The sequence below is a fragment of the Kineosporiaceae bacterium genome (assembly GCA_016713225.1).
Lineage (GTDB): Bacteria > Actinomycetota > Actinomycetes > Actinomycetales > Kineosporiaceae > JADJPO01.
In genome coordinates, this window is record JADJPO010000001.1 from 696,963 (window position 1) to 718,365 (window position 21,403).

Here is a 21,403-nt window from a genome sequence, read left to right on the forward strand (position 1 = left end):
CGAATTTCGCGCGACGAGACGAACGAAGGAGTACGCCATGTCCCGCACCTCCGACTCACCCGGTAACCCGGACCTTCCGCCGATCGACCATGCGCTGCACCGCGCCCACATCGCGGTTCACGACTATGAGAAGCCGAAGCGGGACCGCACGCACTATCTGTACGTCTCGGTCATCATCGCGATGATCCTCGGTGTGGCGGTCGGTGCCATCTGGCCCACGGTCGGCGTCGAGTTGAAGCCACTGGGGACGATCTTCGTCAATCTGATCAAGATGATGATCGCCCCGATCATCTTCTGCACCATCGTTCTCGGTATCGGGTCGGTGCGCCGGGCGGCGCAGGTCGGCAAGGTCGGTGGTCTGGCGCTGGCCTACTTCGTCACGATGTCGACGGTGGCCCTCGGCATCGGCCTGGTGGTCGGCAATCTGGTCAAGCCCGGTGCCGGGCTCAACCTCACCGAGTCGCTGGCCAAGGCCGGTCAGGGGCAGGCGGCGAGCGCCGAACACGTCTCGACAGCGCAGTTCATCCTGGGGCTCATCCCCGAGACGCTGGTCTCGGCCCTGACGTCGGGGTCGGTGCTGCAGGCCCTGCTGGTCGCGCTGTTGGTGGGCTTCGCCCTGCAGAAGATGGGACGAGCGGGTGAACCGATCCTGGTCGGGATCAAGCACGTCGAGAAACTGGTCTTCCGGCTGATGGCCATGATCATGTTCCTGGCCCCCATCGCCGCTTTCGGTGCGATGGCCGCCGTGGTCGGCGCCACCGGTCTGAGTGCCCTGAAGAGCCTCGGCATGATCATGATCGCCTTCTATGCGACCTGCCTGCTGTTCGTCGTGGTGGTGCTCGGGGGTTTGCTCAAGCTGGTCACCGGGATCAACGTGTTCAGCCTGCTGCGCTACCTCGCTCGGGAGTTCCTGCTGATCCTGTCGACCTCCTCCTCCGAGTCGGCCCTGCCGCGCCTGATCGCCAAGATGGAGCACCTCGGCATCTCACGCCCGGTCGTGGGCATCACGGTTCCGACCGGCTACTCCTTCAACTTGGACGGCACCGCGATCTACCTGACCATGGCCTCGCTGTTCATCGCCGAGGCGCTGGACAAGCCGTTCAGCATCGGGCAGCAGATCTCGCTGCTGGTCTTCATGATGATCGCCAGCAAGGGTGCGGCCGGCGTCACCGGAGCCGGTCTGGCCACCCTCGCCGGCGGGCTCGCCTCGCACCGCCCCGACCTGGTCGACGGCGTCGGCTTCATCGTCGGGATCGACCGCATGATGAGCGAGGCGCGGGCGCTGACCAACTTCGCGGGCAATGCCATCGCCACCGTGGTGATCGCCACCTGGGTGGGTGAGATCGACAGCGACCAGGCCGGGAGAGTGCTCGGTGGCCACCTGCCGTTCGACGAGAGCACGCTGGTCGACGAGCCGGATGTCGTGCCGGATGTCGTGCCTGCCGCCGGTACCCCGGTCGTCACCCCGGCCCCGATCCCCGTGGGGGTGCCGAGCGCGACGGTGCTGCGCTGACCCCGCTGGTCTGCCGATGCCCTTCCCGTCCGTCGGGGAGGGCATCAGGCGTGCTGTGGGGCGGATCGCTGTTCGCGCCCGTCAGCGGCTGGCCCAGGCGTCCTCGGCGGAGAGCAGCCGTCGCACGTGCGTGGGCAGCTTGCCGCTCAGCACGTCGTCCAGGCTGACCTCGTCGAGCACTCGGCGCAGGCTGGCCCGGACGGCGACCCACACCGTGGGCAGGTGCTGCGCAGCGCCGGTGTACGTGGTCTCGTGCGGCCGCAGCCCGCGGACCTCGGCGAGCGGGCCGTCGACGGCCCGGAACACCGCACCCAGGTGGATCTCGCCGGCGGGTCGGGCGAGCCGGTACCCACCGGCGGCGCCGCGAATACTGCTGACCAGGCCGGCCCGGCGCAGGTCGGCGAGGATCGCCTCCAGGAACTTGCGCGGCAGTTGCTGTTCCTCGGCGAGGGTTTCGGCCGCCACCCGAATGTCACCCGCTCGCTGTGCGGCCGCCAGGGTGAGCAGGGCGCGGACGGCATAGTCGGTCTTGGCCGAGATATCCACGGGCCCATCCTGACATCCGCTCTGGCTCGGGACGAGCAGGCCGCCTCGGCTGGTAGCCCTCAGGGCTGGTCCGGATGGGTGTCTCGGCCACCGAGATGCTCGGCCGAACGGGTTGACCCCGCTCCGATCCCCTCCTAATCTCCCACTAACTCCATAGGCTTTGGTGGAACAGTCGACATATGGGAGTCGTTGATGCGCAAGCTTGTTCTGCTCGCTCTGGTCGGGTTGGGTGCCCAGCTGATCGATGGCAGCCTCGGCATGGCCTATGGCGTGACCTCCTCCACCCTGTTGCTGGCCCTGGGCACCAATCCGGCGGCGGCCTCGGCCACGGTTCACCTGGCCGAGATCGGCACCACCATGATCTCCGGCGCCTCGCACTGGAAGTTCGGCAACGTCGACTGGCCAGTGGTGTTCAAGGTCGGCCTTCCCGGGGCTGTCGGCTCGTTCGCCGGGGCCACGGTCCTGTCGAACCTGGACACCTCCGTGGCCAAGCCGCTGATGTCCCTGGTCCTGCTCGCCCTCGGCCTGTACGTCCTGGTGCGGTTCACCGCTCGCGGCCTGCGGCAGGACCGTCTCGGACACCCGCTGCGGGCTCGGTTCCTGGCCCCGCTGGGACTGTTCGCAGGCTTCATCGACGCTACCGGCGGGGGCGGCTGGGGTCCGGTCGGCACCCCGGCCATCCTGGCCAGCGGCCGGCTGGAGCCGCGTCGGGTGATCGGGTCGATCGACACCAGTGAGTTCCTGGTCGCCCTGGCTGCGAGCCTCGGGTTCATCGCAGCCCTGGGGACCCAGGGCATCCAGCTGACCTGGGTGCTGGGCCTGCTGATCGGAGGGGCCGTCGCGGCGCCGATCGCGGCCTGGTTGGTGCGTCACCTGCCGCCCCGGGTGCTCGGTTCGGCGGTCGGCGGGCTGATCGTGCTCACCAACACCCGCACGCTGCTGCACAGCGACTGGATCGGTGACCAGGTGATCTCCGGCGGCGTGATGTGGGCCGTGTACGCGCTGATCTGGGCCGTCTGGGTCGGTGCCGTCGCCTACTCGGTGCGCGAACACCGCGCGCAGCAGCACCTCGTCCCCGCCGCGGCCCGCACATCGGTGTCCGCCCTGGCGGGTACGGCGGACTGACGCTCAGCTCTGCGTCGGCGCCGTCGTCCGGGTGAAGAAGTCGACCGTGCTCTGCCCGGTCTCCCGGGCGCCGGTGCCGAACCAGATCAGGTGGCTCAGCGACGGACTCGGCCACAGGGTGGCGTCCGGGATCGAACGGGCCAGGTGCTGGGCATGCTTGAACGGCACCGCGCCGTCCGTGGGTGAGGCGACCACCAGGGTCGGCCGGCTGACCGCATGCTCCAGCGCCGGGTCGGGTGTGACCTCGAGGTCGGTTCGAAAGCCATGGTCAGAGCGCATGGACCGGAACAGCTGCTGGACGGCGACCCGCTCGGCTGCGGTCAGGTCGGCCACCACACGCTCGGCGCTGAGTGTGGTCATCGAGCCCATGACGGTACGCAGGCCGTGCCCCGGAAGCAGGGACAGCGAGGTCTGCATCGCCGTCCAGGTGAACATCTGGGTCCACGGATGGAAGGCCACGCTGCCGCTGAGGCGAGTGACCAGGTCCGGCCAGGGTAGGGACGACCGAGGCGAGTGCAGCACCAAGGAGCTGACCAACTCGGGGTAACGAGCGGTGAGTGCGACCGCGAGCGGGGCGCCGGCCGAGATCCCGAGCACCGCGACCTGGTCCAGGCCGAGGTGGATGCACAGTTCGCGGACGGTGGCGGCGACCTCGTACGGGTCCTCGGCGAAGACGGGGGTGCGTCCGTATCCGGGCCGGGAGGGCACCAGGATCGAGAACCCCGCCGCCGCGAGGGGATCCTCTCCGACGGGGACCTCGGCGCGCAGATGACCGCCGTGACAGATCACCACGGTCACCGGTCCGCGGCGTTCGTAACGGTATTCGAGGGTTCCGCTACGCAACGTCGCGATTTCCGTGGGGCGCATGCTTTGAGGCTAGGTGGCCCGTCGGTCCTCGGAGTGGGCCGAACAGGTGATGTCCGCAACTGGCCGGTGGACCTTTCAGCGTTGTGGTCTGTGGTGGGAACCCCGGGTGAGCACGGACTCGGATGCTAGGTTGCGGCCTCGGGGGAGTTCGGGTAGAGGCACGGTGTTGCCGCCGGTCGAGTGGAAGTGGTGGGCGTGGGGTCTACGCAGTCGCGCTATGCCGAGGTCTCTCGGCGGGCCATGCTCAGGGGCTGGGGTCTCGTCACGGTCGCCGGAGCCCTCGCGAGCTGCTCGAACGGGGATTCACAGGTCTTCGTGAGTTCCAGTCCCTCCTCGACCAGCGAGACATCCGACGTTGCGTCGGCCACGGGCTCGACGCCGGGGCCGGCTGCCTCGGGTCCGCCGTTGCCGGCCGCGGCCGTGCTGAAGGTCGACTTCACCTTCGCCGCGGCCGCCGGGGGCGGGCGTGGGCCCGCCCGCAACCCCTACATCGCGGTGTGGATCGAGAGCACCGGCGAAGAGATGGTCAGCACGCTGGCGATCTGGCACATGCAACAGAACGAGCGGTGGTTGCACGAGCTCAAGCGCTGGTACACGGTCTCGGGCGGTTTCGAGGTGAACACCGGTCCGACCCGGGTGCCCGGCACCTACAGCCTGCAGTGGGACGGCGTCGGTCGCGAGGGGGCGAAGGTGCCCTCCGGGCAGTATTACCTCTGCATCGAGGCGGCCCGCGAACACGGACCGTACGAGCTGATCCGCGAACCGGTGGTGCTCGGCGCCGAGGCCGTGTCGAAGCAGCTCACCCCGCAGGGGGAACTCACCGCCGCGTCGGTCAGCTACCAGGTCTGACGCCGTGGCCACGACGGGGGTCGAGACCACGCCGGGGGTTCGGCGACAGCGCAACCTGACGCAGAAGTGGATGCGTCGCCTCCACATGTGGACCTCGATGAGCAGCCTGCTCATCGTGCTGTTCTTCTCGGTGACGGGCCTGACGCTCAATCACCCGACCTGGACCTTCGGGCAGGACCCCGTGGCCGCGTCCGTCTCCGGCACCCTGCCGGAGTCGACGGTTCACGCCGGGACCGTCGACTTCCTGGTGGTGAGCGAGTATCTGCGGTCGGCCCACGGCGTCAGCGGTGAGGTCACCGACCACAGCACCCAGAACGGTGAGGGGTCGATCAGTTATCGCGGCCCCGGCTACGCCGCCGATGTCAGCTTTCGCGTCGCCGACCGGTCGTTCACGCTGACCAGCCAGAAGAGCGGTGTGGTGGCGGTACTCAACGATCTGCACAAGGGTCGGCACACCTCGACCCTGTGGAAGTGGGTCATCGACATCACGGCGCTGTTGCTGGTGCTGATGTCGATCACCGGCATCGTGTTGCAGTTGACCATCAGGCGCACCCGCGCCCTCGGCCTGGTGCTGGCGGCGGTGGGCACAGTGGTCTCGGTGGTCCTGGTGGCCTTCAGCGGCTGACGCCCGCGCCGGTGGGCCATCGCGCCGAGACATGCTGCGTGCCATCGGCCTCGACCAGCAACGCGGCGACCGCCTCGGGCAGGCGGTCCACGAAGGCGATCCCCTGGTGTGGCGCGAGCACCATCGCGATGGTCGCCACGGCGTCCGCGACCAGGGCGGACGGCGCCCGGACGGTGGCCGACATCGTGTCGGCCACGGGCCATCCGGTCCGGGGGTCGATGACATGCCCGAAGGATTCCGATCCGATCCGGAAGCCCCGGCGGGTGCTGCCGCTGGTCGCCACGGCGGCCTCGGCGAGGGGAAACCTGGCGATCGGTGGGGCGTTGTCCGCCACGCGATGCGGATCCTCGACGTTGACCGGGACGGCGTCGCCGTGGCCGGCGTGGCGTAGGTCGCCCCCGGCGCTGACCACCACGGTGTGCACGGCGTCGTCCGCCCGGGCGGCCGCCACGGCGCGATCGACGATGTGGCCCTTGGCGATGGCGTTGAGATCGACGTCGCCGCAGTCGGTCACTCGCTCGATGTGAACCCGGCCGTCGCGTCGCGTCGTCCGGAACGGTAACGGGCGCAACGTGTTTGCCAGATCCTGCAACTCCGCCGGATTCGGGCGGCGCTGGTGGTGTTCGGCGGCGAGCCAGTGCCGGCGCAGAGCGGCGCAGGCGGGGTGGAACGTGCCTGTGCCGAGCCGATACCAGTGCTCGGCCTGCTCGAGGACGCCGGCCAGCTCGTCGCCAGGGTTGGCGAGCTCGCCGCGGCGCCACCGGCACAGCTCGCTGTCGGGGTCGTAGAGGGAGAAGACGCCGGTGAGCTGTTCGATGGTTGCCTGGGCACGTTCGTCGGCGCGGTGCGCGGCGTCCGGATCGTCGGCCTGGATCGCGATGTCGACCCGGGTGCCGAGCAGCGGTTCGTAGCAGTTCACCTGCCACGGCCGGTCGGACACGTCGGCAGGGTATCGCGGGCTCACGGCGAGGGAGCCGGCGGCAATTCGTTGGCCTGATCACGCCACGGTGAGTGAGACTGGCTGGTTGTGAGCAATGGTCTGGAGGCCGCCCCGGGCGCCACGAGGATGCAGATCCGGGACCTACCGGTCCAGGTGCGGTGGCTCATGCTCGGGTTCGCCTTCTCGGCGGTGGGAAGCGGCCTGACCTTGCCCTACCTGTACGTCTACCTGGTCGAGGTGCGTCACTTCGAAACCACCACTGTCGGCTGGTTGTTCGCCTGGATGGGAGTGTTGGGGTTCGCTGCCGCGGCGCCGTTCGGGACGGCGATCGATCGCTTCGGGCCGCGACCGGTCATGATCGTGGGCTTGGTGATCGAGGCGATCGGTACCGGCTGCATCGGGTTCGCACGAACGGTGCCCCAGGGGTTCGCGGTCGCCTCGCTGATCGTGGTCGGGACGGCCGGGTTGTGGCCGGCATCGAATGCCCTGCTCACCCGACTGGTGTCGGAACAGATGCGCGAGCGGGTCTATGCGATCAACTTCATGATGCTGAACGGTGGTCTCGGCGTCGGTGGGCTGATCAGTTCGCTGGTGATCGACGTGAACTCGGTGGCCTCGTTTCAGCGGCTCTATCTCATCGACGCCCTGACCTTCACCGCGCACATCGCGGTCTTGGTGGCGATGCCGCGGGGGACCGGTGCGCTGTCCGAGCCATCCGAGGTGAGCCGGCCCACACAAGACCAGCCCACGGCGTCCTGGGCGGTGGTGCTGCGCGACCGGGCGTTGGTGCGCTTCACCGCGATCTCGGTGCTGGTCCTGACGGTCGGGTATGCCCAGCTGGAGGCCGGGTTCGCGGCCTACACCGTGACGGTCGCCCACGTGCCGCCGCGGGTGCTCGGGTGGGCGTACGCGGCCAACACGCTGGCCATCGTGGTGGGCCAACTCGTCGTCCTGAAGCTGGTCGCGGGACGCCGACGCACCACACTGCTCGCCCTCTGCGCGCTCGGCTGGGGGCTCGCCTGGGCCGTGGTGGCAGCCGCAGACCTGGTTGCCGGGTGGCCCGCGGCGTTGGCGGCCGTCATCGGGATGACGGTGTTCGGGCTCAGCGAGACCCTGTGGGCCCCGGTGGCCCCGGCGCTGGTCAACAGCCTGGCGCGGGAGGACCTGCGCGGTCGGTACAACTCGGTGCAGGGCATGGCCTGGACGATCGGTGGCGTGATCGGCCCGGCCATGGCCGGGATGTTGATCGGCCACGATCTGGCGCAGGTCTGGGTGGTGCTCGTGGTCGGCGGGCAACTGCTGGGCGCGGTGTTGTTCCGGATGCTGCGATGGCGCCTGACCGATGCCCAGGATGGCGTGGGCGGGTGAGTCCCGGGCTCGGGAGCTAGGGTCGAGTGTGGCGGTCGGTCGGCCTCCGCAGCGCATCGGGAGGCGACAGCGGTGGTCACACGGAATGTCTCGGCCCTGATCGAGGCGGAGGTGACCGAGCCCTCTCAGATCGTGCTGGCCCTCGCCGTGGCCGCTGGTCCGCAGATCCGCGATGAGTTGCTGACGGTCACGGTGGACTCGCAACCCGTTCTGGTCGAGGAGGTCTCGGCTGAACTGGGAGGGCGGATGCACCTCTGTCGGCTGCCGGTGGGAGTGCTGCGGGTGCACTACTCGGCCACCGCCGTGGGGCAGACATCGCCGGGGCCGATCAGTCCCCTCGAGTTGATCACCTATCTGCGGCCGAGCCGATACTGCGACTCCGACACCCTGCGTCCGGTCGCGATCGCGGAATTCTCGGGGCTGGAGGGCAAGGACCTCCTGGACGGCGTGAGCAGCTGGGTCGGTCACCAACTGGTCTACGTCAGTGGGTCCAGCCGCCCCATCGACGGCGCCGTGGACACCTTCCTGGCCCGGGCCGGGGTGTGTCGTGACTTCGCTCATCTGGTCGTGGCGCTGTTGCGGGCACGCAACGTGCCGGCCCGGTTGGCCGCGGTCTACGCACCAGGCCTGTCGCCGATGGACTTTCACGCCGTCGCCGAGGCCTACCTGGACGGTGCGTGGTACGTGGTCGATGCCACGGCGCTGGCCCCGCGCAGCGCGATGATGCGCATCGCCACCGGCCGGGACGCGGCGGACACGGCCTTCCTGACGACGCTGACCGGCGGGGTGAATCTGAGTCGGGTCGAGGTGATGGCGATCGCCACGGACGGTCTGCCGAGCGACGACATGACCACTCTGGTGCAGTTGCGCTGAACGGGCGAGGCGACCGGGTTCAGGGGATCCAGACGCTGCGGTCGTGGGCGAAGTACACGATGCGCGGGTCGAAGGACTGCAGGGTGTCGAGCCACGGCGAGGCGGGCGGCAGGTCGGTTCGAGTGCCGCGTTCGCTCTCGAGCCGTTCGGCGCGCCAGGCCAACTGGTTGCTGATGCTCGATCCGTTGGGCCAGAACCGGAATGGCACCGAAGTCGATCCGGTGGATGGTCGTGGTGGCCATCGGGCCACGGTACGCGGCCGCCGGCGAGCGGCTCAGTCGTGATCGTGGCGGTGGTGGACATCGGGGTAGTGGGCATGACTGTGGTCGAGCGGGTCGTGATCGTGCCAATGGGCGTGGCCGCCCTCCGTTGGCTGGTCGTGACGGTGCCCGTGGTGCGGGTCGTGATCGTGAACGTGGGCATGCGCCGTGGCCTGGTGGGCATGGGGGTGGCCGTGGTCCTCGCTGAGGTGCAACCAGGTGCCGAGCGCCATCAACGCGCCGGCCAGGGCCAGGCTCCAGGTCGGCGGTTCCCCCAGGGCGAGGGCGAGCAGGGCGCCCAGGAACGGGGCGAGGCCGAAATAGGCGCCGGTACGCGCCGTCCCGAGTCGGCGCAACGCGGTGATGAACAGCACCACGCTCACCCCGTTGGCCAGCAGGCCGATGAGGGCGGCGACGGCGGCCGTCGCCGGGGACGGTCGAGTTGAACCGACCCACAGCGCAAGGGCCAGGTTGACCGGGCCGGCGACGAGCCCTTTCAGCGCGGCCAGCCATACGGCGTCCGTGGTCGAGATCAGGCGGGTGAGGTTGTTGTCCAGAGCCCAGCAGGCACAGGCACCCAGGACGGCGAGCGCCGGTCCAGCGGTCCCGGTCGAGGCCGTGCCCTGGCCGCCGAGGATCACGGCGCCGGCGACGATCGCCGTCATGCCGAGCGCGATGCGCCGGTCGAGGTGCTCTCGGAAGACGGCCCAGGCCAGCACCGCGGTGAGGGCGCCTTCGGCGTTGAGCAGCAGGGAGGCCGTGGTCGCGGGCAGGCGCGAGATCCCGATCAGCAGCAGGATCGGGGCAGCGACACCACCGAGGGCGATGGCGCCGGCCAGGGGTAGGAGGTCACGTCGTCCGGGTCGGGGCGGTGGTCGCCGGCGGATCAACTGCACCAGGGTCAGTCCGATGCCCGAACCGGTGTAGAGCAGACCTGCCAACAGCCAGGGACTGATCCCCTGACCGAGAAGGATTTTGGTCAGCGGCGTGGCGGCGCCGAACAGGGCGGCGGAGGCCAGGGCGGCCAGGACCCCCGGGTGTCGCAACGCCGACGTCGCGTGGTGGGAGGGCCTGGTGCCGGAGGGGCCGGTGCTCATCGATCCCGCCTTCCTCGCGGATTCCATGGTGCCAGCCCGAGGGTTCGGGTCCGCTGCGCGGTCTAGATTCGAAGCGGGCGGTCCGGGCTCGGCTGGACGCTCCGTTCGGGCGGTGGAGGGTGGGACGGTGGGGCGTCACCAGGAATGGCTGCGTCAGATGTACGCCGGGGGTCGAGGGAATGCCACGGCGCGTCGATACGCCCGGGTGTGGGCCTGGGTCTTCCGGCTCGGCCTGCAGCCGCGTCGCTGGGTGACGCTCGAGGTGCCCGGCCGGGTCAGCGGGCGCCTGACGCGGTTCCCGTTGGGTATGGCCGACCTCGACGGTCACTGGTACCTGGTGTCGATGCTCGGCGAGTGCAACTGGACCCGTAACGTCCGGGCGGCCGATGGCGAGGCAGTGCTGTGGCGGCGACGGGCGCGGCCGGTGCGACTTGTCGAGGTGGCGGTGACCGAGAGGGCGCCGATCCTGCGCCGCTATCTGGACACGGTGCCGGGGGGACGGCCGCACCTTCCGGTCGCGCCGGGCAGTTCCCTGGCCGAGTTCGCCGCCGTCGCCGACCGGTTCCCGGTCTTCCGTGTCGAGTCGCGCTGATCGGCTGGGCCACCCACCACCAACCCGCTCATGCTCCGCAGAGGTCGCTCCAACGGCGGAAGTCAACGATGTCAGGCGTCGGCTGCGGAGTATGGGCGGTCAGCTGCGGAGTATGACGGGGTTGGGGAACAGATTGCGGGTAGCCAGAGTTGAGGCAATCAGACTCAACTTTCGTCAGTCATGAGTTGACAACACGTCATGATCTGCCGATGGTGAGACCAGGCACCTCGACGCCCCGGCCATCCGCCGTGGGCACACAGTGGGACACCCCCGCACGAAAGGGATCACGAACATGGCACGAGCGGTCGGCATCGACCTCGGCACCACCAACTCCGTCGTCGCCGTCCTCGAGGGCGGTGAGCCCACGGTCATCGCGAACGCCGAGGGCGGGCGCACCACACCGTCGGTCGTCGCGTTCGCCAAGAGCGGCGAGCCGCTGGTCGGCGAGGTCGCCAAGCGGCAGGCGGTCACCAACGTCGACCGCACCATCCGGTCGGTCAAGCGGCACATCGGTACCGACTGGAACGTCGAGATCGACGGCAAGAAGTACACCTCGCAGGAGATCAGCGCCCGCGTGCTGATGAAACTCAAGCGGGACGCCGAGGAGTACCTGGGCGAGAAGGTCACCGACGCGGTGGTCACCGTCCCGGCCTACTTCAACGACGCCCAGCGCCAGGCCACCAAGGAAGCCGGCGAGATCGCAGGCCTCAACGTGCTGCGCATCATCAACGAGCCCACCGCGGCAGCGCTCGCCTACGGCCTCGACAAGGGCAAGGAGGACGAGACCATCCTGGTCTTCGACCTCGGTGGCGGCACCTTCGACGTCTCCCTGCTCGAGGTCGGCAAGGACGAGGACGGCTTCTCCACGATCCAGGTCAAGTCGACCTCCGGTGACAACCACCTCGGCGGTGACGACTGGGACCAGCGGATCATGGATCACCTGGTGCAGACCGTGAAGATGCAGGGCGGCCCGGACCTGTCCAAGGACAAGATCGCCATGCAGCGTCTGCGGGAGGCGGCCGAGCAGGCCAAGAAGGAGCTGTCGAGCTCGACGGCCACCACGATCAGCCTGCAGTACCTCTCGATGACCGAGTCCGGCCCGATCCACCTCGACGAGAAGCTCACCCGGGCGCAGTTCGAGAAGATGACCGCCGACCTGCTCGAGCGCACCAAGGCCCCGTTCCGCGCCGTCATCAAGGACGGCGGCGTCGACGTCAGCAAGATCGACCACATCATCCTGGTCGGTGGCTCCACCCGGATGCCCGCCGTGGCCGAGGTGGTGCGTGAACTGACCGGTGGCAAGGAGCCCAACAAGGGCGTCAACCCGGACGAGGTCGTCGCCGTCGGCGCCGCCCTGCAGGCCGGCGTCCTCAAGGGCGAGCGCAAGGACGTGCTGCTGATCGACGTCACCCCGCTGAGCCTGGGTATCGAGACCAAGGGCGGGATCATGACCAAGCTGATCCAGCGCAACACCGCGATCCCCACCAAGGCGTCCGAGGTGTTCACCACCGCCGACGACAACCAGCCGAGCGTGCTGATCCAGGTCTTCCAGGGTGAGCGTGAGCTGGCCCGCGACAACAAGGCCCTGGGCACCTTCGAGCTGACCGGGATCGCGCCGGCACCGCGGGGCATCCCGCAGATCGAGGTCACCTTCGACATCGACGCCAACGGCATCGTTCACGTCTCGGCCAAGGACCGGGGCACCGGCAAGGAGCAGTCGATGACGATCTCCGGCGGCAGTGCGCTGCCGAAGGACGAGATCGACCGCATGGTGCGCGAGGCCGAGGCCCACGCCGAGGAGGACAAGAAGCGCAAGGAGGAGGCCGAGACCCGCAACGGCGCCGAGCAGCTGCTGTACTCCACCGAGAAGTTCGTCTCCGAGAACGCCGACAAGATCCCGGACACCAACAAGGCCGAGGTGAACGTGGCCATCGCCGAGTTGCGCACGGCGCTCGAGGGCACCGACATCGACGCGGTCAAGGCCAAGCACGAGAACCTGGCCAAGGTCAGCCAGGCGGTCGGCACGGCGATGTACGCCGCCGCCGGCGAGGCCGCCGGATCCTCCGACGGGGGCACGGCCGGCTCGGACAGCTCGGCCGGCGCCTCGTCGTCGGACGACGATGACGTGGTGGACGCCGAGATCGTCGACGAGGACAAGTGATGAGCGAACCGACCAGTGCCCCGCGGGACGGCGGGCTGGGCGGTACCTCGCACCCTCACGCGAACGAGGGCGCGGACGGCGAGGCCCAGCAGGGGCCCGTCGTCCGCGACCGGCGCCGACTGGACCCGCAGACCGGCAAGGTCCGCGAAACCTACGCCAGCGCGGCGTCCGGGTCGGATCCGGGAGTGTCCCCCGAGCCCTCGGCGATGACCGGAAGCGGTGTGGGCGAACAGGTCTCGATCGAGCTGGCCGAGGCCAAGCGGGTCGCGGAGGAACTGCTGGGAGACCTGCAGCGCCTCAACGCCGAGTACGTCAACTACCGCAAGCGGGTCGACCGTGATCGGGATGTCGCTCGGGACGGTGCCGTCGCCGCGGTGCTGGAGGCGTTGTTGCCGGTGATGGACGACGTGCACCTGGCCCGGCTGCACGGTGATCTGGAGTCCGGACCGTTCGCCTCCATCGCCGACAAGCTCGAGGCGACGCTGGGCAAGTTCGGCCTGGGCCGCTACGGCGAACCGGGCGAGCCGTTCGACCCCACGGTGCACGAGGCGCTCATGCACACCCAGGCCGAGCTGGCCGAGGGCACGACCACCACCACGGTGGTGCAGGTGCTGCAGCCCGGGTACCGCATGGGTGAGCGGGTCTTGCGTGCGGCCCGGGTGGCCGTCGCGGATCCGGTGGGCTGAGGCGATGAGAGGAGGGGTGCCCCATGGCTAGTCAGGACTGGTTCGAGAAGGATTTCTACGCCACCCTCGGGGTGCCCACGGATGCCGGCGCCGACGACATCAAGAAGGCCTACCGCAAGCTGGCTCGCATCCATCACCCGGACGCCAACTCCGGGGACGCCACCTCCGAGAAGAAGTTCAAGGAGATCGGCGAGGCCTACGCCGTGCTGTCCGATCCCGAGCAGCGTCAGCAGTACGACGCGGTGCGGGCGATGACCCACGGCGGGGCACGGTTCAGCGCGGGCGGCGCCGGCGGTGCGGGTGGCCCGGGTGCGGGCGGGTTCGAGGACCTGCTCGGCGGGCTGTTCGGGCAAGGGGCCGGAGCGGGCAACCGGGCGGGCAACGTCCGGTACAGCACCTCGGGCACCCCGGGCGGTGCTCAGTTCGACCTGGACGATCTGTTCGGTGGCATCTTCGGGGCGGGGACCGCTGCTCCCGGAGGGAGCGGCTATCGCTCACCTCGGGGTCCGCAACGGGGTGCCGACCTGGCTGCCGAGGTGAACCTCACCTTCCGCCAGGCCGTGGACGGCGCGCAGCTCAACCTGCGCGTCGACGACCCGCGCAACGGGGCACGGACCATCACCGCACGTATCCCGGCCGGGGTGCGTGAGGGGCAGAAGGTGCGACTGCGGGGCAAGGGCCGGCCCGGCGAGGCCGGGGCCGAGGACGGCGACCTGGTGGTCACCGTGCACGTCGAGGCCCACCCGCTGTTCACCCTCGAGGGCGAGAACGTGAAGATCACCGTTCCGGTGACCTTCACCGAGGCGGTGTTCGGGGCACAGATCGAGGTGCCGGTGGTCGACGGCAGCACGGTTCGGATGAAGATCCCGCCCGGTACGCCCAGCGGCCGCACGCTGCGCGCCAAGGGCCACGGACTCAAGGGGTCGCGCCGCACCGGTGACCTGTTGGTGACGATCCAGGTGGTGGTACCGCAACGTGTGGACGGTGCCGCCCGGGACGCCCTGGACGCCTTCGAGCGAGCGACCAAGGGCGAGAACCCCCGTGCCGATCTGATCGCCCGAGCGCAACGAGCGGAATGAGACCGCGGTGATCGAGTTCGAGCTCACCGTCGACGAGTCCACCCCCGTCTTCGTGATCTCGGTGGCCGCCCAGTTGGCGGGGATGCACCCGCAGACCCTGCGGCAATACGACCGGCTCGGCCTGGTGACCCCGGGCCGAGCCGCCGGTCGTGGCCGGCGGTACTCCGCCCGGGACGTCGCGATGCTGCGCGAGGTGCAGCGCCTGAGTCAGGACGAGGGGGTCAATCTGGCCGGCATCAAGCGGATCCTGGAGTTGGAGACCGCCAATCAGGCTCTGCGGCAACGTCTCTCAGAAGTGCTCGATGAGGTCGAGGACCTGCGGGTGGCGCTGTCCCAGCGCCGCCGGGTGTTCGCCGCCGGCACGGCAGGAGAGATCGTCGCCATGGCTCCGGGGCGTCGTCCGGCCCGAGAGGTGGCCGGCAACGCACTGGTGGTCTGGCGCCCACCTCGCCGGAGTTGAGCCGACGGCGCTCGGCGTGATCACTGGCGGGATCACCCGCGCAGACGGCCACCGGTGATGCGGATGCTCGCCGCGGCCCCGGCCAGCCCGCAGAGCAGGTAGAGCGGTGCCGTGACTGCCGAGGTGTGGGGGATCAGCCCCACGCCGAGCAGGATCACGGTCGCGAGGAGCGCAGCCGAGCCGGCGGCGAGGCCGCGCGCCCGAGCGGAGGCCGGGCGGCGTCGGGCTCGCACGCCCGTCACGACACCGGCCAGCAGTGCCGCGAGCGCCGTCGAGAGCATGCCGCCGAAGGTGATCTTCGTCAGGGTGGCGTTGGTCACCTCGACCCCGGTTGTCGTGAGGGCGGTGAGGGCGATGACCGTGAAGCCGAGCAGGCCGACGAGCACCCCGGTCAGGACGCCGAGGGCGAGGGGCACCGTGAGCGGGCCGAGGCGATCGTCCGTCGGTGAGGTCTCGCTCTGCCAGGTCATGGTCTGTTCGTTGTCTCCTCGTTCGAGTTCGGGTGGATCCGTTGTCGGCGGTCGGCGCGCAGCGGGGCGGTCAGCGGTTTCCCTCGTGGAACATGGAGATCCACCCCTCGGCGGGTCCGGGTGGATCATGCTCGAAGGGCTGAGCGCGGCGGGCGGCGACGAACGAGGTCACCATGCCTCCGGCCACGCCGGCCGCCGCCACGAGCAACGTCGCGCTGAGTGAGGTCTGTCTACCGCTGAGTGAAGCCGTTGCGGTGACCAGCGCCAAGGCAACCCCTGGCACCGCGCCCCAGCGGCTGGCCCGGCCCACGTCCAGGTCGTCGCGGCGCAGCACCGAGGCCAGGACACCACTCGGGATCGCCGCCGCCACGAGGGCGGCGACGACGCCGAGGGCGGCCGGCAGGATCACCCCGCCGGGCTCGCCCGGTTGCAGTCCCCCCAAGGCCGGCGCGATCACGAGCACCTGAAGCCAGAGGCCCAGCAGAACCGACGCGAGGGCGCCCAGAGCGGCCCTCCGCAGCAGCGCGGCAGAGGGTCGACGACCCGGCCAGGTGGCCCGCCCGCGTTGCGCGCCGAAGGCGCCGGCCCTCGTGCGTGTCCTCATCGATGTCCCGTCGCCGTGTCGCGGAGATGCCCTTCGAGCCTTTCGGTGGCGTTGGCCCCAACTGGCCGGATCATGGTAGCTTCCACCCCCGATACCAGGCACGTGTGTTCGAAGGTGGCACACGGTCCTGTAGGCGACGAAGTCGTATCTCAGGTGACATGCGCGGTTACATCGTGGGATCGGTGGGTCTGTACGAAGTCAGCTCGCTGGGGCGAGCCGGGTCGACAGAGGGGTCCAGTTGTAGTGAATGCTCGTCAGCGCCGTGGGCTCTTTCTGATGGCTCTGGCGGTTGTCGGTGCAATTGCCGTCTTCGTGAGCGTGTTCGGGTATGTGCGCTCCGTCAGCCGTGAGGTTGGCCCCCTGGTCACGGCCTACAAGTTCAGCCAGGCGGTGCCCCGTCTGGGTGCCATCGACGGAGCCACGCTCGAGCAGGTCAAGATCCCGGAACGCTGGCTGCCCGAAGCGGCCATCCAGTCCTTCGACACCACCCGCGGTCTGGTGGCGACCCGCGACATCGCCCAGGGGTCGCTGTTGCAGCAGGGCATGGCCGGCCCCCCACCCGAACTGCGGCCCGGGCAGCGTGAGATCGCCATCCTGATCAACGCCGAGACGGGGGTTGCCGGGCGGATCAACCCCGGCGACCTGGTCGACATCTACGCCACGTTCGCCGACACCCAGAACAAGTCCGCGGTCTCCCGCGTCGTGGTGGCCAACGCTCAGGTGCTCGCGATCGGAACGTTGCAGCAGGTCGACGGGGAGACCGACACGGGCAACGGCCCCCGGTATCGACAGAACGACGTGGTGCCCGTGACGTTCGCCCTGTCGATCCAGGAGAGCCTGCGTGTCGCCTATGCCGAGAGCTTCGGCGTGAAGGTGCGACTCGCCCTGATCGCTCCGGGCACCAGGTCGGCGGCCAACCCGGCGACGGACGTGCTCGATCAGAAGACCATGTTCACCGCTCCCAAGGCCAAGCCCTCGCCCACACCCTCGCCCAAGCGGACGCGATGAGCCGGCGTATCGTTCTCGGCTGCGCCGACCCCGCCCTGACCGAGCGGGTTCGCTCGGTGATCGCCGAGATCGGCGACGAGCTGTTGCGGGTGACCACGACGTCCTCCGACACCCTGGACGCGCTGGCTGCCCTCGCGCCGGACATCGTGATCATGGCTGACAGCCTCGGCCCCGTGCCGGTGCTCGACCTGATCCGCCAGGCCGCCCGGCAGGACCCGTTCACCGGGATCCTGCTGTTGACCGGTTCCACCGACCGCGACCTGTACCGGCTGGCCATGGAGGCCGGCGCCCGCAGCATCGCCCCGTTGGGCTTCACGGTCGACGATCTCGGTCAGCGCATCGAGACCGCCGCGAACTGGGCGAGCATGGTTCGCGCCCACGTCGCCAACGAGGCGACCCGCACCTACGGCAGCGGCTATGTGGTGGCGCTGGTGGGCAGCAAGGGTGGCGTCGGCACCACGACCCTCGCCGTCCATCTGGCCCTGCAGGCCATCGCCGACGGCCGCCGGGTCTGTCTGATCGACTTCGACCTGCTCTGTGGTGACGTCGCCGCGCTGCTCGACATCACCCACCGCCGTGACGTCGTCGACCTGGTGCCGGTCGTGGGCGAGATGAGTGGCCAGGCGCTGGACGACGCGCTCTACCGGCACCCGAGCGGCCTGCACGTGCTGCTCGCACCCCGCGACGGTGAGCGCGGCGAGGACGTCGACGAGTCCATCGGGCGGGCCGTCCTGGGTGCGGTCAAGTCGCGCTTCGACGTCGTGATCGTCGATGTGGGATCGACTCTCAGTCCCGCCGGAGCGGCGGCCGTGCAGATCGCCGATCGCGCCGTGCTGGTGACCACCCCCGATGTGCTCAGCGTGCGCGGAGCCCGGCGTGCGGTGCAGCTCTGGGAACGACTGCAACTGCGCCGTGAGAGTGAGGTCACCGTGCTGCTCAACAAGGTGTCCCGCAGCGCCGAGGTCCAGCCGGATCTGGCCGGCCGGCTGATGCGGCTGCCGATCCTGGACGAGACGGTGCCGGCCTCGTTCCGAGCCCTCGAGGCCTCGACCAACACCGGTGATCCGCGGCGGTTGGTCGACCGTGACCTGCGTCGCGCGCTGGCCCGGGTCGCAGGGGCGATCGGGGTACGCACCTCTGACCGGGCGCCCACGGTGGTCAGCCGTGACGCTGCCGCGCCGATCGACCTGGCCGCCGCGGGGGCCGCACCGGATGCGGCAGGCGGCAGGTCACGCCGCCGATCGATGCGGCGCCGCGAGAGCACGGGCCAGACCAGTGTCGAGTTCATGGGCATGCTGCCCCTCATCCTGATCGCGCTCGGATTGTTGGTCCAGGCGGCGGTGATCGGCTACGCCCACGTCCTGGCATCGAACGCTGCAGCCGCTGGTGCCCGCGTGGCCGTCTCGCCGCTGGTGGGTTACGGCCAGATCGCGGCCGCTGCGCGCGATGAGCTGCCGGGCGCCTGGCGTCGTGATCTGCAGATCACCCTGGACGGCGCCGCTGGGGGCGGCGATGCCCGGTACGCCGACCCGGACACCGCGGTGAGGGTGACATTGCGTGCCCCGGCGGTGATCCCTCTGGTCGACAGTCTGCTCGACGACGTCATGGTCGTGACGGCCACCGCGCAGATGAGGTTCGAGGGACGGTGAGCGGCATGCGCAGACTGCTCGGGCGGGACCGCGGGGACGCCGGTCAGACGGCCGTCGAATTCCTGGGAATCATCCCCTACCTCATCCTGGGGGGCCTTGCTGTTCTGCAGCTCGCCGTGGCGGTGGCCACGGTTCAGGGAACGTCCACGGCAGCGCGAGCCGCGGCGCGCACCGTGAGTCAGGCGGACGGCGATGCGACGACCTCGGCGCGGCGCGCCGTCCCGGACTGGCTCGCCGGCCGGATCACGGTGTCGGTGACCGGTGGCGTGAAGCCGGGGGTGGCGGTGACCGCCACCATGCCCGTGGTGCTGCCGGGGGTCGACGGGCCGAACGTGACCCGCCGGGCCTGGTTCGATCCCGAGCAGGGGCCCTCGCCATGGGGCTGAGGGATCTGCGCGGCCAGGACTTCGGCCGCGGCGACCGGGACGACGAGCAGCAGTTCGAGCGCATCGTCGAGCGATACCGCCACGCCTTGCTCGACGAGATCAACCTCAGTGAACTGAACGGCCTGGACGACGCCCAGCGTCGAACCCGCCTGGAACGGGTGCTGGCGCGCATCCTCAGTCGCGAAGGGCCGTTGCTGGCGGGGGCGGAGCGCGCCCAGCTGATCCGGCGCGTGATCGACGATGCGCTGGGACTCGGTGTCCTGGAACCACTCCTGGCCGATCCCTCGGTCACGGAGATCATGGTCAACGGACCCAAGAACGTCTACATCGAGCGGGCCGGCCGGCTGGAGCGGGCGCCGTTCTCGTTCGCCTCCGAGGAACAGCTCAACCAGACGATCGACCGCATCGTGTCCACCGTGAACCGTCGGGTGGACGAGTCGAGCCCGATGGTGGATGCGCGATTGGCCGGCGGCGAGCGGGTCAACGTGATCATCCCGCCGCTCGCCCTGACCGGCCCCACGTTGACGATCAGACGCTTCCCTCGGCCGATCCCCATGTCGCGCATGATCGAGATCAACACGATCGATCGGTCGAGCGCACTGTTGCTGGCGGCCATGGTGCGCGCCCGGTTCAACATGATCATCTCGGGGGGAACCGGCAGCGGCAAGACGACCATGCTCAACTCGATGTCGGCGTTCATCGGATCACACGAGCGCATCATCACCATCGAGGACGCGGCCGAGCTGCGCCTGACCCAGGAGCACGTGGTCAGCCTCGAGGCGCGTCCGGCGAACGTCGAGGGCAAGGGCCACGTGTCCATCCGTGAACTGGTGCGCAACAGCCTGCGCATGCGCCCGGACCGGATCATCGTCGGTGAGGTCCGCGGTGGCGAGACGATGGACATGTTGCAGGCCATGAACACCGGCCACGAGGGCTCCCTGGCCACGGTGCACGCCAACTCCGCCGGGGACGCCGTCTCGCGGCTCGAGACGCTGGCCAGTATGAGCGGTTTGGAGTTGCCCTACGACGCCGTGCGCGACCAGATCAACAGCGCTCTGGACATCATCGTGCAGTTGGCTCGCATGGCCGACGGCTCGCGGCGGATGGTGGAGATCGTCGCGGTCACCTCGCGCCAACGTGAGCCCTACGCCCTGGAACCCCTGATGCACTTCGCTGCCGATCCGGTGGGCCCCGACCGTGCGGTGCACGGGCAGTTCGTGCACCATCGCCTGCCGGCCCCGTTCCAGGAGCGGCTCAGGCTTGCCGGCGAGCGCATCCCGGGCACGTTCACCGGAGAGGTGGGACCGCCGGCCCGGGAGGAGGCCCCGTGACCCGGCAGGTGCTGCTGCTGGCGGCCGTGGTGACGACGTGGCTGGTCGGATACACGTTGTGGCGCCTGGGAATCTCCGAGCGCGAGGCGTTGCAGAACCGGGCCGATACTCGACCCGATGAGGTCGTGGTGCGGGCCGACGCCGAATGGGACCATCGCCTGCGTCAGACCCGCCCCGGGCAGTGGATGGGCCGGCGGCTGGTCCGGGCTGGGCTGGGCTGGCGGGTGCTGGACGCCTGGGCGGCGCTGGTCGCGATCACGGTGCTGGCGTTCGTGGTGGCTGACCGCTATGTCACGTGGTGGGTCGCCCTGGTGGTCGGGATCGGCATCGCCCGGGCCTGCCTGCTGTTCCTGGATCGCAAGGAACAGCAACGCCGCGAGGCGTTCATCGCCCAGCTGCCGCAGGTGGCGCGGGTGTTGTCGAACGCCACGTCGGCCGGCCTGGCCCTGCGTTCGGCCATCCGGTTGGCCTCCGAGGACATCGGCCCGCCGGCCGGTCTCGAGCTGGGCCACTTGTCCGAGCGATTGTCCGTGGGCACGGGCATCGCCGAGGCGATGGAGGAGATGCACGACCGGTTGCCCAGCCGCGAGCTGTCCCTGTTGACCCGAACCCTGGTGATCCAGGCCCGGGCCGGTGGTGCGGTGGTCACCGCGCTGCGGGACATGTCCGAGACGCTCGAGGCGCGCAAGGAACTGCGCCGTGAGATCCGGACCATCCTGTCCGGGGTGGTGTACACCAGCTGGATCGTCCTGTTCATCGGCGTCGGCGCCGTGCTGGCCATGAACGCCATCGCTCCGGGCACACTCGACCGTCTGACGTCGACGCTGATGGGGCAGGCCGTCATCGCGGTGTCGGCCGTGTTGTTCGCGCTCGGCTTCCTGCTCATCCGGCGAACGATCCGGATCGAGGTCTGA

23 protein-coding genes are annotated in these 21,403 nt (G+C 69.6%); 16 read left to right on the top strand and 7 right to left on the bottom strand.

Features of this window, described 5'->3' with window-relative positions; translation table 11 throughout:
* Positions 1–37 precede the first annotated feature (37 nt).
* On the top strand, positions 38–1,513 hold the full coding sequence (locus tag IPK24_03155) for a cation:dicarboxylase symporter family transporter (GenBank protein ID MBK8074570.1): 1,476 nt from the start codon (positions 38–40) through the stop codon (positions 1,511–1,513).
* A gap of 81 nt (positions 1,514–1,594) precedes the next feature.
* Here the strand turns inward: IPK24_03155 and IPK24_03160 are convergent, their stop codons facing one another.
* The gene (locus IPK24_03160) at positions 1,595–2,059 is read right to left on the bottom strand and encodes an Rrf2 family transcriptional regulator (GenBank protein ID MBK8074571.1); all 465 of its coding nucleotides are present in this window, start codon (positions 2,057–2,059) and stop codon (positions 1,595–1,597) included.
* A gap of 192 nt (positions 2,060–2,251) precedes the next feature.
* Here IPK24_03160 and IPK24_03165 point away from each other — a divergent pair, with 192 nt between their 5' ends.
* Complete coding sequence (locus tag IPK24_03165) at positions 2,252–3,184, top strand: sulfite exporter TauE/SafE family protein (GenBank protein ID MBK8074572.1); 933 nt, start codon at positions 2,252–2,254, stop codon at positions 3,182–3,184.
* A gap of 3 nt (positions 3,185–3,187) precedes the next feature.
* Here the strand turns inward: IPK24_03165 and IPK24_03170 are convergent, their stop codons facing one another.
* Positions 3,188–4,051 (bottom strand): alpha/beta hydrolase, encoded by an 864-nt coding sequence (locus tag IPK24_03170; GenBank protein MBK8074573.1) that lies wholly within the window; start codon positions 4,049–4,051, stop codon positions 3,188–3,190.
* Positions 4,052–4,366: 315 nt separating this feature from the next.
* Between IPK24_03170 and IPK24_03175 the strand changes: the two genes are divergently transcribed.
* Together IPK24_03175 and IPK24_03180 are read left to right on the top strand one after the other, a co-directional pair.
* Positions 4,367–4,900: a DUF2271 domain-containing protein gene (locus IPK24_03175; protein ID MBK8074574.1), complete on the top strand. Its 534-nt coding sequence runs from the start codon at positions 4,367–4,369 to the stop codon at positions 4,898–4,900.
* Between the two features lie 4 nt (positions 4,901–4,904).
* On the top strand, positions 4,905–5,525 hold the full coding sequence (locus IPK24_03180) for a PepSY-associated TM helix domain-containing protein (GenBank protein MBK8074575.1): 621 nt from the start codon (positions 4,905–4,907) through the stop codon (positions 5,523–5,525).
* On the opposite strand, the gene IPK24_03185 is transcribed toward IPK24_03180, so the two are convergent.
* Entirely contained in the window at positions 5,515–6,465 is a 951-nt protein-coding gene (locus IPK24_03185) for an FAD:protein FMN transferase (protein ID MBK8074576.1), read from the bottom strand. The genes IPK24_03180 and IPK24_03185 overlap by 11 nt on opposite strands.
* Positions 6,466–6,552: 87 nt before the next feature.
* On the opposite strand from IPK24_03185, the gene IPK24_03190 reads away from it, so the two are divergent.
* Together IPK24_03190 and IPK24_03195 are read left to right on the top strand one after the other, a co-directional pair.
* The gene (locus IPK24_03190) at positions 6,553–7,833 is read left to right on the top strand and encodes an MFS transporter (protein MBK8074577.1); all 1,281 of its coding nucleotides are present in this window, start codon (positions 6,553–6,555) and stop codon (positions 7,831–7,833) included.
* A gap of 72 nt (positions 7,834–7,905) precedes the next feature.
* Positions 7,906–8,706 carry a transglutaminase family protein gene (locus tag IPK24_03195; protein MBK8074578.1) on the top strand — a complete coding sequence of 267 codons (801 nt, stop codon included), beginning with the start codon at positions 7,906–7,908 and terminating at the stop codon, positions 8,704–8,706.
* A gap of 19 nt (positions 8,707–8,725) precedes the next feature.
* Here IPK24_03195 and IPK24_03200 read toward each other — a convergent pair whose 3' ends face one another.
* The gene (locus IPK24_03200; GenBank protein ID MBK8074579.1) at positions 8,726–8,914 is read right to left on the bottom strand and encodes a hypothetical protein; all 189 of its coding nucleotides are present in this window, start codon (positions 8,912–8,914) and stop codon (positions 8,726–8,728) included.
* A gap of 66 nt (positions 8,915–8,980) precedes the next feature.
* The gene (locus tag IPK24_03205; GenBank protein MBK8074580.1) at positions 8,981–10,063 is read right to left on the bottom strand and encodes an EamA family transporter; all 1,083 of its coding nucleotides are present in this window, start codon (positions 10,061–10,063) and stop codon (positions 8,981–8,983) included.
* A gap of 157 nt (positions 10,064–10,220) precedes the next feature.
* Between IPK24_03205 and IPK24_03210 the strand changes: the two genes are divergently transcribed.
* From IPK24_03210 to IPK24_03230, 5 genes are all read left to right on the top strand, one after another.
* The gene (locus IPK24_03210) at positions 10,221–10,655 is read left to right on the top strand and encodes a nitroreductase family deazaflavin-dependent oxidoreductase (protein MBK8074581.1); all 435 of its coding nucleotides are present in this window, start codon (positions 10,221–10,223) and stop codon (positions 10,653–10,655) included.
* 292 nt (positions 10,656–10,947) lie between these two features.
* The gene (gene dnaK, locus IPK24_03215) at positions 10,948–12,816 is read left to right on the top strand and encodes a molecular chaperone DnaK (protein MBK8074582.1); all 1,869 of its coding nucleotides are present in this window, start codon (positions 10,948–10,950) and stop codon (positions 12,814–12,816) included.
* A complete protein-coding gene (gene grpE / locus IPK24_03220) occupies positions 12,816–13,502 on the top strand; it encodes a nucleotide exchange factor GrpE (GenBank protein ID MBK8074583.1) in 687 nt (228 codons plus the stop codon). The genes dnaK and grpE overlap by 1 nt, the downstream gene beginning before the upstream one ends.
* A 23-nt stretch (positions 13,503–13,525) precedes the next feature.
* Positions 13,526–14,581 carry a DnaJ domain-containing protein gene (locus IPK24_03225; protein ID MBK8074584.1) on the top strand — a complete coding sequence of 352 codons (1,056 nt, stop codon included), beginning with the start codon at positions 13,526–13,528 and terminating at the stop codon, positions 14,579–14,581.
* Positions 14,582–14,663: 82 nt separating this feature from the next.
* Positions 14,664–15,041 (top strand): MerR family transcriptional regulator, encoded by a 378-nt coding sequence (locus IPK24_03230; protein ID MBK8074585.1) that lies wholly within the window; start codon positions 14,664–14,666, stop codon positions 15,039–15,041.
* 32 nt (positions 15,042–15,073) lie between these two features.
* Here the strand turns inward: IPK24_03230 and IPK24_03235 are convergent, their stop codons facing one another.
* Positions 15,074–15,511: a hypothetical protein gene (locus tag IPK24_03235; protein MBK8074586.1), complete on the bottom strand. Its 438-nt coding sequence runs from the start codon at positions 15,509–15,511 to the stop codon at positions 15,074–15,076.
* A 70-nt stretch (positions 15,512–15,581) separates the two neighbouring features.
* Complete coding sequence (locus IPK24_03240; protein ID MBK8074587.1) at positions 15,582–16,115, bottom strand: hypothetical protein; 534 nt, start codon at positions 16,113–16,115, stop codon at positions 15,582–15,584.
* Between the two features lie 276 nt (positions 16,116–16,391).
* Here IPK24_03240 and cpaB point away from each other — a divergent pair, with 276 nt between their 5' ends.
* The 5 genes from cpaB to IPK24_03265 are packed head-to-tail and all read left to right on the top strand — an operon-like array spanning position 16,392 to position 21,403.
* On the top strand, positions 16,392–17,123 hold the full coding sequence (cpaB, locus tag IPK24_03245; GenBank protein MBK8074588.1) for a Flp pilus assembly protein CpaB: 732 nt from the start codon (positions 16,392–16,394) through the stop codon (positions 17,121–17,123).
* Positions 17,120–18,772: an AAA family ATPase gene (locus tag IPK24_03250; protein MBK8074589.1), complete on the top strand. Its 1,653-nt coding sequence runs from the start codon at positions 17,120–17,122 to the stop codon at positions 18,770–18,772. Before cpaB ends, IPK24_03250 begins: the two co-directional genes overlap by 4 nt.
* 5 nt (positions 18,773–18,777) lie before the next feature.
* On the top strand, positions 18,778–19,158 hold the full coding sequence (locus tag IPK24_03255) for a pilus assembly protein (protein MBK8074590.1): 381 nt from the start codon (positions 18,778–18,780) through the stop codon (positions 19,156–19,158).
* A complete protein-coding gene (locus tag IPK24_03260; GenBank protein ID MBK8074591.1) occupies positions 19,149–20,489 on the top strand; it encodes a CpaF family protein in 1,341 nt (446 codons plus the stop codon). Before IPK24_03255 ends, IPK24_03260 begins: the two co-directional genes overlap by 10 nt.
* Positions 20,486–21,403 carry a type II secretion system F family protein gene (locus IPK24_03265; GenBank protein ID MBK8074592.1) on the top strand — a complete coding sequence of 306 codons (918 nt, stop codon included), beginning with the start codon at positions 20,486–20,488 and terminating at the stop codon, positions 21,401–21,403. The genes IPK24_03260 and IPK24_03265 overlap by 4 nt, the downstream gene beginning before the upstream one ends.